The sequence below is a fragment of the Streptosporangium canum genome (assembly GCF_900113865.1).
In the GTDB taxonomy this organism is placed as follows: Bacteria; Actinomycetota; Actinomycetes; order Streptosporangiales; family Streptosporangiaceae; genus Streptosporangium; species Streptosporangium canum.
The window spans coordinates 121743-134613 of record NZ_FOQY01000006.1; the positions used below are offsets into that span (position 1 = coordinate 121743).

Sequence of the window (12871 nt, forward strand, 5' to 3'; positions counted from 1 at the left end):
CGCAGGTCGACGACACCACCTATTCTCGTCAAGAGGCTTGACATAAATTCTTCCCCGGCTGTTCGCGGGCCTCCTCGGGCCGGCGCGGCAGAGGGCAGAATCGGAGACCCGTCTGGACGCGAAAGGACGAGCCCGGTGAGCAACGACGGTGTGCTCCGCAATCTACGCCGGCAGCACGAGCTGCGGGTGCTGGCCATCCTGGTCGAGCGCGGCCCCTGTTCGCGACGGGAGCTCGAGAACGCCACCGGGCTCTCACGGACCACGATGTCGGCCATCGTCGCCGACCTCGTCCGGCGCCGCGCGGTGGCCGACGACGCCCAGCGGCCGGCGACGGGCCGGGGCCGGCCGACGACGCTGGTCCGGCTCAACCCGCACGCGGCCGCCGCCGTCGGGGTGGAGCTGGGCCGCGGCCACGTCAGCGTCGCCGTGGCCGGCATCGCCCGCACGGTGCTCGCCCACGTCACCGAGCCGATCGGGATGGAGAGCGGGCTCTCCGCCCGGATGGACGCCGCCCTCTCGCTCCTGGAGAGGGTGGCGGCCGGGCGGCGACTCGCGCTCGAGGGGCTCGCGGCGGCCGGGCTGGGACTCTGGGGGCACCACCCCGATCCCCGTGCCGGCGGCGGCGATCCGGCGGGCGATCTCGTCGTCACCGACCTCGCCGAACGTCTGGGGGTAACCCTCGGCGCCCCCGTGACCTGGGATAACAACATCCGGCTCGCCGCGGTTGCGGAGAGATACACGGTCGAGACGCCGGCCTGCGCGGACCTGGTGTACATCGCCCTGTCCCACGGCGTCGGCAGCGGCGTGGTGATCAACGGAACCCTCGTCCGAGGGGCCTCGGGAACGGCCGGCGAGATCGGCCACGTCAGCGTCGAGCCGAGCGGCCCGCCGTGCTGGTGCGGCGGCAGGGGCTGCCTTGAGCAGTATCTGTCGATCGACGCGGTGCTGGGGCGCGTGCGGGCCGTCGCGCCGGACGTCGCCGACGTCGCCGGCCTGGTCGCGGCACTGGACCGCGGCGACCGGAGCGTCCGCGACGTGGTGGACTGGAGCGCCGAGCTGCTCGGCCGGGCGCTCGGCACGGTGGCGATCCTGCTCGACCCTCACCGGGTGGTCATCGGCGGCGAACTGGCCGATCTGGGCGACCACCTGCTCGGCCCGGTCCGCGCGTCCCTCGCCCGGCAGAAGCTCTCCATCCGCGACCGGCGGCTCGAACTCGGCACCGCCAGGATCTCCCAGGGAGCGGCGGCGGTCGGCGCGGCACTGGTGGCACTCGACCGGCACTCCCCGATCCACGGCATCGCGGGCGCCCCGGCGGAGCCGCCGGGCACGAGCGGGCCGCGATTTATGTAGGGACTATTGACGTAAGAAAGCGCGGCATCCACACTCTGGCGTTAACCGAGTGCCACACCGGAAGCACGCCTGACCGGCAGCGGCCGAACGTCGCGAAGGAGCCCCATGTCGGATGCCCCGCACCGTTGGAAACCACTGACGAAACACCGATCGATCGCGGTTGCCCTGTCCGCCGCACTCGCCATGACGCTGCTGGCGCCACCGGGCGCCGGCAGCGCGCAGACGATCACGCCGGACGCCCTGGCGGCGGGCGGCGCCGCGCCGGCCCCGACCCCGACCAACCTGGCCCTCGCGGGCACGGCCACCGCCTCCAGCGTCGAGCTCGACCGCGACACCTTCGCCGCGGCCCACGTCAAGGACGGCGACGCCGGCACCCGCTGGTCGTCGAAATACCAGGACGACAACTGGGTGCAGATCGAGCTGGCCAAGCCGTCCAAGGTCGACCACGTCACGCTCACCTGGCCCAACGCCTGCGCCCGCGATTTCGTCCTGCAGACCTCTGCCGACGGCGCCACCTGGACCGACGTCGCCGCCCTCCAGCGGGACACCTGCCCCAGGACCGACGTCGTCGAGGTGAAGTCCACCGAGCCGGTCTCCTTCGTCCGGATGCAGGGACGCAAGCGCTGGGCGGCCTACGGATACTCCATCTCCGAGTTCGAGGTCTGGGATCTGCCGCCCGCGCCGCCGGAGCCGACGCTCGGCCTGGTGCCGGAGCCGGTGTCGGTCGAGGAACACGACGCCACGCCGTTCACCCTGCACCGGAACACGCGGATCGTCGCGATCGGCGACGGCGCCCAGGCGCCGGCGCGATACCTGGCCGACGTACTCCGCCCGTCGACCGGGCACCGCCTGCCCGTCGTCGGCCAGGGGTGGGGACCGGCGCCGATCGTCATCGAGGTCGGGCCGGGGAACGGGCCCGACGGTCACGAGGCCGAGGGCTACACCCTCACCGTCGCCGCCAAGCGTGTCCGCATCGGCGCCGACACGCCCAACGGCGCGCTCAACGGTGTGCAGACGCTGCGCCAGCTGTTCCCGCAATGGGTGGAGTCCGGCGCCGTCGCCGACGCCGAGTGGACGGTGCCGGCGGTGACGATCACCGACTACCCGCGCTTCGCGCACCGGGGAATGATGCTCGACGTCGCCCGCAGCTTCTATCCGGTGAGCGAGGTCAAGGCCTACATCGACGCCGCCGCGCAGTTCAAGGTCAACCGGCTCCACCTGCACCTGACCGACGACCAGGGCTGGCGCATCGCGATCGACAACCCGCGGGACAACCCGTCCGGCATCGACTACGGCCTGCTCACCGGGGTGAGCGGCGCCACCGCCATGACCTATAACGGCAACGGTCAGCTGATGGGCACCGAGCTCGGCCTCACCGGCCACTACACGAAGGCCGACTACGCCGAGATAGTCCGCCACGCCGGCGAGAACGGCATGACGGTGATCCCCGAGATCGACGTGCCCAGCCACACCAACGCCGCGCTGCACGCGATCCCCCAGCTCAACACCCCGGGCGCCCAGCCGCGACCGAAGCCGGGAGAGACGACGGTGCCGCACAACGGCACCGGATCGGTCGGCTACTCGTCGTTCGACGCGGGCAGCGACGTGACGTACGAGTTCGTCGAGCACGTCCTCACCGAGATCGCCGAGATGACCCCCGGGCCGTACCTGCACATCGGCGGAGACGAGGCGCACGTCACGAGCCACGCCGACTACACGACGATGGTCGACGCGTTCACCAGGAGCGCCACCTCCCTGGGCAAGACCGTCGTCGGCTGGAACGAGTACGCCGGGACCGCGCTCCCGCAGGACAAGGCCGTCGTCCAGTTCTGGAACGGGAACCGGGCCGCGGTGGCCGGCGCGGTGCGCGACCGCGGCGCCAAGGTGATCCTCTCCCCGGCGGCCCACACCTACGTGCCGCAGAAGCAGGACCTCCGCCAGCCCCAGGGCGGCACCTGGGCGTGCGGCGGGGCCTGCGGGCTGGACCGCCACTACAACTGGGACCCGGGGACGTTCATCCCGAACATCGCCGAGTCCAGCGTGCTGGGCGTCGAGTCGGCGCTGTGGGGAGAGTTCATCCGGCGCCTCGGCCAGGCGCAGTACTACAGCTTCCCCCGCATCATCGCCACCGCCGAGGTCGGGTGGACCCCGCAGGCGCGGCGCGACTACGGCGACTTCAAGACGCGCCTGGCCAAGGTGGGAGGCAGGCTGACGGTTCAGGGGACGAACTTCTTCCCCACCGCCGACGTCGCCTGGCTGACGGACGTGCTCGGCACTCCGGCCACCGTCGACAGCGGCGAGCCGGCTGGCGCCACCTGGACCGTCACCGCTCCGGGCGCCGCGCCCGCCGACCTCACGGCGACCATCGCCTGGAGTGACGGCGTGCGGGAGAACGTCACGTTGACGACCCCGCGGCAGGCGAGCATCCCCGACATGCGGATCAACGACGCGTTCACCGCCACCTCCGGCCGTGCCTTCGCCCAGCCGGGAAGGTACACGGGAACGCTCTCGGTCCACGCGCCCGGCCGGGCACCGGTCGAGGGGCGCCTGACGGTCACCGTCCGCAGCCTCGGCTGACGGAGTTCCCGCCCGTCGTGCCGCCTCCCCGCTCCGGGGAGGCTGCGCGACGGGCGCCGTTCCGCCTCCCCCGGACGGAAACGCGCGTCCTCTCCGTCCTGTCACGTGTGGGTCGGCCCGTGTTCCTCACTCACCGCGGACCGGGCTCGCCCTCCGTCAGCACTTTGTCTCCGCCGGCGGCAGCACGCGGTCGGTGAAGTAGCGGTTGATGTGGTCGCGGGCACAGGTGTTGAAGCCGTAGAGCGTGTGGCCGGGCCCCTCCTGGCGGACGGTGGCACTGCCCGGCACCTGCTTGAGCACCCGCCGGACGGCGTCGGACTCGCCCCAGGCGCCCGCGCCGAGCATCGGCGGCAGGCCCTTCGGCAGCGGGGCCGGCGGGTTGGTCACCTGCACCGGCCAGCCGACACAGCCGAGGGTCCCGGTCACCATCGTGTTGGCGGCGCCCGCGTTGGGCGCGACCTTGCGCAGCCGGGCGATCGCCGACTTCACCTCGGCGCGGCCGGCGGGACGGGGCCAGTCGAGGCATTCGGTGACGCCGGTCGCCTGGTCGGGGTAGCGGGCGCCGCGCTCGGGGACGAACCCGGAGGCGTCACCGCCGGCGGCCCCGCGGATGTCCTGCGCCAGCTCCGGCCACGCCTTGACGCCCTCCTTGGCGGCGCTGACCGCGAAGGACCGCAGGTCGCGGCCGTCGTAGGCGATGCCGGCCCGTTTGGCGGGGATCGGCGTGCGCTCGGCCCCGGCGATCAGCCCGCGCCACTTCCCGGGCACGTCACGGCACTTGCCGGCGGCGCACCAGTCGAAGAACCTGCCGAGGGCCTCCTCGTTGCTCCTGGCCATCTCCTCCAGCTCGCCGGGCCAGTCGGCCGTGCTGTGGTTCCACGTGCCGTCGAGCACCATCGTGCGCACCTGGCCGGGGAAGAGCCGGGCGTAGTCCTGCCCGTAGAACCCGGCGTAGGAGGCGCCGTAGAAGTTGAGCCCGGCGCCGCCGAGCGCCTTCCTGATCGCCTCCATGTCTCTGGCGTTGTCGGCCGAGCTCATGTTGGCGAAGAACTCGGGGTCCTTGTTGCGGCAGGCCTCGGCGTAGCCGCGGTTGGTGTCGGAGAGCCGCCCGAAGTCGGCGTCGTCATCGGGGAACTCGGGCAGCGGGATACGTGTCCAGGTGCACGGCAGACCCGCGCTGAGGCCGCCGAACTGCTCGCCGTAGCCCCGGGTGTCCCACGTGACGATGTCCATGCGCTCGCGGAGCTTGGTCCACCAACCTCCGGCTTGGGACTGGGTGAGGGCGATCCCCGGCCCACCCGGGCCGCCGTAGGCCACCAGAACAGAGCCTTCGGAGGCGCCGGTGGCCTTCAGACGGCCCAGTTTCAGCGTGATCTCGCGACTGCCGGCTCTCTGCCAGTTGACCGGGACCCGCAGGTCGGCGCACTCCATCCCGGCCTTGTCGTTCGGGCAGGGACGCCAGTCGAGGGGATCGGCTTGCTGCGCTTGCACACCCGAGCCCAGCAGGGTCAGGACGATGGCGATCGACTTCAACATGCCGGCCACGATCTCCGAAGAGGCACCCCGGCCGCATCGGACCGCGGTCTGATTCCGGCGACGGCGGATCAGACCACGGGATGTCATCCCCGACGCTCCCGCGCGCCCCGCCGGCGTGGGGGCCGTGGTGGGCGAGCAGCTCAGCGGGGGTATCGGGCCGACAGCGCGGTGCCGAGCAGGCCGAGGACCGGCGCCGCGAGCCCGCCCGCGCGCCGGGTGGATCCGGGACCGTCGGGAAGCCGGGAAGCCGGGGCGTCAGGAGTAGGCCGCGACCAGACCGGCGACGACGCCGGCGAGCGAGACGGCCGTGAGGAGGGAGCCGAAGGCCACGGCGGCGCGGCGGCCCCGCCGCGCCTTGAAGACGTAAAGGAACACATACGGCAGGAAGGCCAGGACGCCCACCCCCAGGAAGGGCATGGTCAGGGCGGACAGAAGGCCGGGGGTGCCGGTCGGGACGGCGCGGTCGCCCCCGGGGGTGAGCTGGGCCCGCTTGACGTCCCCGGCGGTGGAGTCGGGTGAGGCGGCCACCGCCACCGCGGCGCCGCCACCGTCGGGCGCGAAGCTGCCCTTGCAGTCGTAACGGCCCTCGCCCAGGGACTCGCACGAGACGACCGTGAGGGTGCCCGGGGTGCCGATCTCGCCTGTGGCCAGCTTGAGATCGGACACCGAGCGCACCAAAGGCATCAGGCCCAGCCCCACCCAGCAGATCAGCAGGATCGTCATGCCGATCGGTCCCGGTGTGCGACCGGGCCCGGGGGCCGCTCCAGGCTGGAAGGCACCGGCGATGTTCTCGAACGCGTCACTCATGGGGACAGCGTGGAGCACACCACTTGCGGCTCACCTGTTCACGACTTGTGCCGGGCCGCCCTCGCCTCGGCCTCGGCGGCGTCCATCTTCTCCGCCTCCTCGGGGGTGGGAGCGGTACCGCCCAGATGACGCGGCTGCCACCAGGCTCCCGGGGGGATCTCCGGGTAGGTCCGCTGGGCCCGGTCCAGCAGCGCGGACATGCTCTCGCGCAGGTCGGCGGTGACGGCGTCGTAGTCGTCGCCGCGCTTGGGGTGCAGCGGCTCGCCGACGAGGATGGTGATCGGCACATGCCGCTGCAACAGCTTCCTGGGGTGCCCCTTGGTCCACAGCCGCTGGGTGCCCCACAGGGCGATCGGGATCATCGGCACCTTGGCGCCCACGGCCATCCGGACCGCGCCGTTCTTGATCTCCTTGATCGTGAAGGACTGGCTGATCGTGGCCTCGGCGAACACGCCCACGATCTCACCGGCCTTGAGCGACTTCAGCGCCGCACCGAACGCGGCGGCGCCCGCCGCCCGGTCCACCGGGATGTGGTGCATGCCGCGCATCAGCGGGCCGGAGATCCTGTGGTCGAAGACCTCCTTCTTGGCCATGAAGCGCACCAGCCGCTTGGCGGGCAGCGCGGCCAGGCCCGCGAAGATGAAGTCGAGATAGCTGATGTGGTTGCTGACCAGCACCGCTCCGCCGGTTCTCGGGATCCGCTCGGCGCCCTCAACGCGGATCTTTAGGTCCAGCGCGCGGAACAGGGTCCGCGCGGCCCCGATGACCGGGGGGTACACGATCTCAGCCATGGCTGAACCGTACCTCAGCCTTTCGGCGGGATTCGACCGGCGGCGGCGGCACGAGCACACCGTGGAAGCCGCCGCGGCGGATGGGGCCGATGCGCCGCCGGCGATCCCCCGGGGACGCCGGCGGCTCCCCACACTCCCCCGGGTCTCAGTGCCCGCGGAAGGCCTCCTCCAGCCACCATGACCCCCGCGCGCCGCTGACCTTGGCGTGGATCAGCAGCGGCCGGTGCCGCGGCCCGTCCAGCCATCCGGCCACCGCGGCGAGATCCGCCCGATCCCGTACGGTCACCGCCTCACATCCGAAACCCCGGGCGATGGCGGCGATGTCGACGGGCGGGAAGGTGACGGTGTCCAGGCTGTGCCCGTCCGGGCCGAAGTGATGGACCTCGGCCCCGTAGCCCTCGTCGTCATAGACCACGATCACCATCGCGAGGCCGAGCCGTACGACCGTCTCCAGCTCGGCGACGCCCATCAGCGCGCCCCCGTCGCCCAGCGCCGCCACCGCGAGCCGGTCCGGCTGGGCCAGGGCGGCGCCGATCGCGGTGGCCAGGCCGAGGCCGATGGACTGGAATGCCTGGGTGAAGCAGAAACCGCGCTCATCCGGGACGTCGAGGAACATCGAGGGATATCCCATGAAATTTCCGGAATCGACGGAGAGGACGCGTTCGGCGGGGAGCAGGTCGTCCAGCCCGATCGTGAGGGTGCGGGGGTCGATGCGGCCCTCACCGCCCTCGTCGGCATAGGGCACGTCCCGCCAGCGGTTCTCGCGGGCGATCCGCCCGGCCAGCCCCACCGACCGGTATCCGCCGCCCCTCGGTACACCCCGCGCCCCGGGATCGCTCCCGTCCGGCACATCCGGTTCCCCGGGACCGTTGTCCAGTACGGCGGACGCCTCCCGGCCGGCCCCGTCCTGCACATCCGAGCCCCCGGGACCGTTGTCCGGTACGGCGGACGCCTCCCGGCCGGACCCGGCCCGTACGGCGGGCGCCGGACGGAAGTCGTCCCCGCCTCCGGCGAGCAGCGTGGTGACGGACCGCGCGGTGAGGGCGACGTCGCCGACCACGCCGAGGTGGATCGGGCGATGGGCACCGAGAGCGTCGGCGTCCAGGTCGACCTGGACGACCTTGGCCTCCGGCCCGATGAGCGTGCCCTGGCGCATGGTCCACATGTTGAGCGCGCAGCCCCAGCCGACGATCACGTCGGCGCCGCGGACGAGCTCGGCGGTGAGAGGCGAGGCGAAGCCACCGCTCACGTCCAGGTCCCACGGGCTGCCCCGGAAGAGTCCCTTGGCCACGGCGGAGGTGGCGAGCAGCGCCCCGATCCGCTCGGCGAGCTCCTCCAGCTCCCGTCTGGCCGCGCGTGCTCCCCTGCCCGCCACGAACACCGGCCGCCGCGCGGCCCCGAGAAGCTCCGCCAGCCGCGCGACCTCCCGCGCCTCCGGCTCGGACGATCCCGGGGATCCCGGGACGGAGGCGAGGGTGACGTGACCGGGCGGAGCCGAGTCCTGGGAGGCAGGAACAGGCGGGGGCGAAGCTTGGGAGACAGGGGTGGGCGGGGGCGAAGCTTGGGAGACAGGGGAAGTGGGGGCGAAGCTTGGGAGACAGGGGAAGTGGGGGAGACAGGGGCGGGCGGGGTGGGGACGGGCCGGCTCTGGACCTCCAGCGGGAGGTTCAGCAGGACCGTACGCCGCCCGTCGCGGGCCAGGTGGAACGCCTGGGCCGTCTGCGCGGCGGCGGTCTCGGCGGAGGTGATCCGCAGGGGGACGGCGCCGACCGCCGTGGCGAGAGCGGCCTGGTCGACGAAGAAGTTGGACCGGGGCTCGGTCACCTCGGCGGCCAGCACGATGAGCGGCGTGCGGCTCTTGGCGGCCTCGGTGATGCCGGTCATCGCGTTGGTGAGCCCCGGCCCCTGGTGGACGCTGAGCACGCCGACCCGGCCGCCGGTGCGCGCGTAGGCGTCGGCCATGGTCGCCGCGCCGCCCTCGTGGCGCGCGGCGACGAACCGCACGCCGTGCTCGATCAGCGCGTTGGTCACGTGGAAGTTGCCACTGCCGACCACGCCGAAGGCGGTGTCCACGCCGAGCGAGGCGAGGACGCGGCCCACGGCTTCGGCGACGTTCACCTCTCGACCAGGGCCAGCACGCGCACCGGGCTGCCCGAGCCGCCGACGATGGGCAGCGGCGGCGCGACGACCACGGCGCCCGTGACCGGGAGCCGGTCGAGGTTGCGGAGCTGGGTCAGTCCGTACTTGCCGGTCGAGATGTCGTTCCAGTACCAGGCGGGCCCGCGGTCGTCGTAGCGGCTGATCTCCTTCAGCGTGAACGGGACGGTGTTCCCGAACGGCTCGGGCAGTCGCAGGACCGGCGTCTGCGGCGACAGCGGCGCGGTCAGGTCGATCACCTCGACCCCGCCGTTCCGGATGCTCTCCACCAGGTTCCGCCACACCGACATGACGCCTCCAGCATCGGAAGAAGACCTGGCCAGATCCTCCTACACCTCCGTGACCCGCGTCATCTCCGCTCTCCGGCGGGGCCGTACCGCGGAGACGGCGTTCCCGTCGTCGAAAACGTCTGTTTACCAGAAATTGCTCGTTATATAGATACGCATGATCCGGGCTTGGCGAGAGGTATTTTGTGGGATGTGCCGAGCGTCTTCATCAGCCACACATCGGACATGGCGGAGTATCCGACCACAGGATCGTTCGTGCAGTCGGCCATCGACGCCGTGGCGCGGGCAGGCCTGGTGCCGGTGGACATGCGGTACTTCCCCGCCCAGGAGACCACACCGGCCGACTATTGTCGCGATCGTGTTCAAAAGTGCGATTTATACCTTGGGATAATAGGGTTCCGCTACGGATCTCCGGTGCCCGGCGCCAATGTCTCCTACACCGAGCTGGAGTTCCTCGCCGCGGCCGACCGGGGAATCCCGAGGTTGCTGTTCCTCCTCGACGAGGAAGCCCCCATTCCCCCGCGGCTCGTCGACCCGGACCGCTCGTCGATCGAGGCGTTCCGGGCCCGCCTGCTCACCTCCGACATCATGGTCAGCCGGTTCGACTCGGCCGACGACCTCAGCGGCCAGGTCCTGCACGCCCTCGTCGAATGCCTCGGGCGGCAGACCTCCCCCGCCACGGGGACGGAGGCCCTCGACGCCGGAGAGGAGTCGTTCGCGATGGCGCGGGCGGCCTACCTCACGAGGATGGAGCAGCGCTACCGCCGGCTCGACCTGGAGGTGCTGACCCCGGCGGAGCAGGACGCCCATCTGCCCGTCCTCCTCCGGTCGATGTTCGTCCCGCAGAGCGTCAGAGCGGACCCGCCGCCCGTGGAGCTGTCGAAGGAACTGTGGCGGCGGCTGCTGAGCGCCGAGGAGATCTCGGAGAAGGATCTTCCGGAGGGGTTCGACCTCGACAGGATCGCGCAGGCGCGCACCACGTACGACAGGACTCCCCTGCGCGCGGTGCTGGACGTCCTGGGCGAGCCCGGCAACCGGCTGGTCGCGCTGCTCGGCGATCCCGGCGCCGGCAAGTCGACGCTGGCGCGGTATCTGGTCCTGGGCCTGGTGGGTGACGGGACGGAGGAGGCCCTGGCCGGGCTGAGGGGATGGCTGCCCCTGCTCGTGGAGCTGCGCTCCTACGCCGATCTCCGGTCGCGGTGCGAGACCTTCCTGGAGTACCTGGAGCACCTGCACCGGACCGAGGGGACCGGCATCCCCGCGCGGCCCCTGGACCGCTACCTCCGCGAGGACGGGCGGGCGCTGGTCGTCTTCGACGGGCTGGACGAGCTGTTCGATCCCAAGGTGCGGGAGACGGTGACCCGGCAGATCGCCGGATTCGCCACGCGGTATCCGAAGGCGCGGATCCTGGTCACCAGCCGGGTCATCGGATACCGGCGGGCCGAGCTGCACGACGCCGGATTCCGGCACTACACCCTCCAGGATCTGGACACCGCCCAGATCGAGGAGTTCGCCGAGCGCTGGTACGAGCTGGCGATGCGCGACCGGAAGGACGAGGCGCGGCATCTGCGGGACCGGCTGATGCGCGCGATGACCGACTCCCCGTCCATCCGAGAGCTGGCGGGCAACCCCCTGCTGCTGACCATCCTCGCGATCATCGGGCGCCGCCAGGAGCTTCCACGTGAGCGGCGGACGGTGTATGTCCACGCGGCGTCCGTGCTGGTCGAGCACTGGGACGTCAACAGGCATCTGGAGGACGCGCGCATACCGGCCGGTTACATCGACGCCGAGGACAAGAAGGAACTGCTGCGCCGGGTGGCCTGGCGGATGCAGAGCGGCAGATCGGGACTGGCCGGCAACCACATCCGGGGGGAGGACCTCCTGGAGGAGTTCGTCGACTATCTGGGCACCCGCTACCAGCTCGATCCCCGCGAGGCGAAGACCATCGCGCGCGGCATGCTGGACCAGTTCAGGGAGCGCAACTTCATTCTCAGCCTGTACGGCGGGGGCGTCTACGGATTCGTGCACCGGGCCTTCCTGGAGTTCTTCTGCGCGGACGAGATCGTGCGGCGGTTCCAGAACAAGCGCCAGTGGAGTCCCGCCCAGCTCGTCTCGGAGATGTTCGGCCGCCACTGGCCCGATCCGGCGTGGCGGGAGGTCCTCCTGCTGGTGGCCGGGATGATCGACGAGCGGTTCACCGGCGAGATCGCCGAATATCTCGTCCACGAGGCGAACCCGCTGTGGCCGTTCGCGACCGGCGAGGACCCACCCCACCACCTGGTCCTCGCGGCCGAGTGCATCGCCGAGACCCGCAACCTGGGGGCGATGGAACGGCAGGGCGCGGCGGTCATCGAGAAGATCATCACCTGGCTGGAGCACTCGGAGGGCACCTACGTCTTCGATGTCGACGGGTTCCTCGCCGACAAGATGATCCCCCTCCTGAGAGGGGCCCGGCCACGATGGCCGGGACGTGACCGCTACCTCGGCTGGTTCCTCGGCAGGGAGAGAGCCATCGTGTCGTCCGGCGGCACGGAGATAGCGGCCATGATCGTGGCGGCGCTGTTCCCGGACGACGACCGCCTCCGGGAGCATTTCGGCCGGCAGGTCGTCGGCGAGATCAGCGTGAGCATGCGCGACGGGGCGGTGCGGGCTCTGGCGCAGGGGTGGCGGGACCACCCCGATACCCTGCCCCTCCTGCGTGAAAACGCCCTCACCGACCCCGACGGGAAGGTGCGGACGACGGCGCTCCAGGCCATCGCCGAGAGCTGGCGGGATCACCCCGAGACCCTGGCGTCGTTACGCGCGTGCGCCGCCGGCGACGCGCAGCAGCAGGTCCGCTCAGCCGCTCTCCGGGCGATCGCCGAAGGCTGGCGCGACCACCCCGACACCCTGCCCCTCCTGCGCGAAAGCGCCCTCACCGACCCACACGGTGACGTGCGGGCCGATGCCATCCGGGCGCTCGCCGGCAACTGGGGGGATCTCCCCGATCTTCTGGTGCCTCTCTATGAGAGCGCCCTCACCGACCCGCACCAGCAGGTCCGCCGGGCAGCGCTCAAAGCCTTCGCCGCGGGCCGGCGGGGACATCCCGATGCCCTGCCCCTGCTCCACGGGCACGCGCGCACCGACCCGGACAGGGACGTACGGGAGACAGCGGTGGAAGTCGTCGCCGCGGGCTGGCGCGACCACCTCGACACCCTGCCACTCCTCCACGAGCACGCGCGCACCGACCCGGACTGGAGAGTCCGCCAGGCGACCGTCCAGGCCCTCGCCGCAGGCTGGCGGAACCACCCCGACACCCTGCCCCTCCTCCGCGAACACGCGCGCACCGACCCGGACGAGGACGTGCGGACCACCGCGATCCAGGCC

7 protein-coding genes and 1 pseudogene are annotated in these 12871 nt (G+C 71.7%); 3 read left to right on the forward strand and 5 right to left on the reverse strand.

Going from position 1 to position 12871, the window contains the following annotated elements:
* Positions 1–135: 135 nt before the first annotated feature.
* Positions 136–1350, forward strand: coding sequence for an ROK family transcriptional regulator (locus BM085_RS11295; protein WP_177245058.1), 1215 nt, complete (start codon positions 136–138; stop codon positions 1348–1350).
* A 105-nt stretch (positions 1351–1455) separates the two neighbouring features.
* On the forward strand, positions 1456–3927 hold the full coding sequence (locus tag BM085_RS11300; RefSeq protein ID WP_093886966.1) for a family 20 glycosylhydrolase: 2472 nt from the start codon (positions 1456–1458) through the stop codon (positions 3925–3927).
* Between the two features lie 156 nt (positions 3928–4083).
* On the opposite strand, the gene BM085_RS11305 is transcribed toward BM085_RS11300, so the two are convergent.
* The 5 genes and pseudogenes from BM085_RS11305 to BM085_RS11335 form a co-directional block, all read right to left on the reverse strand.
* Entirely contained in the window at positions 4084–5463 is a 1380-nt protein-coding gene (locus tag BM085_RS11305) for an alpha/beta fold hydrolase (protein ID WP_177245059.1), read from the reverse strand.
* A gap of 255 nt (positions 5464–5718) precedes the next feature.
* Positions 5719–6270, reverse strand: coding sequence for a hypothetical protein (locus tag BM085_RS11310; protein WP_093886968.1), 552 nt, complete (start codon positions 6268–6270; stop codon positions 5719–5721).
* 38 nt (positions 6271–6308) lie between these two features.
* The gene (locus tag BM085_RS11315) at positions 6309–7061 is read right to left on the reverse strand and encodes a lysophospholipid acyltransferase family protein (RefSeq protein ID WP_093886969.1); all 753 of its coding nucleotides are present in this window, start codon (positions 7059–7061) and stop codon (positions 6309–6311) included.
* A 145-nt stretch (positions 7062–7206) separates the two neighbouring features.
* A pseudogene (locus tag BM085_RS46775) lies at positions 7207–9179 on the reverse strand (thiamine pyrophosphate-binding protein).
* Positions 9176–9508, reverse strand: coding sequence for a cyclase family protein (locus tag BM085_RS11335; RefSeq protein WP_093886970.1), 333 nt, complete (start codon positions 9506–9508; stop codon positions 9176–9178). Before BM085_RS11335 ends, BM085_RS46775 begins: the two are co-directional and overlap by 4 nt.
* A gap of 189 nt (positions 9509–9697) precedes the next feature.
* Here BM085_RS11335 and BM085_RS44320 point away from each other — a divergent pair.
* Positions 9698–12871 (forward strand): HEAT repeat domain-containing protein (locus tag BM085_RS44320; protein ID WP_093886971.1); only part of this gene is annotated, 3174 nt, incomplete at its 3' end.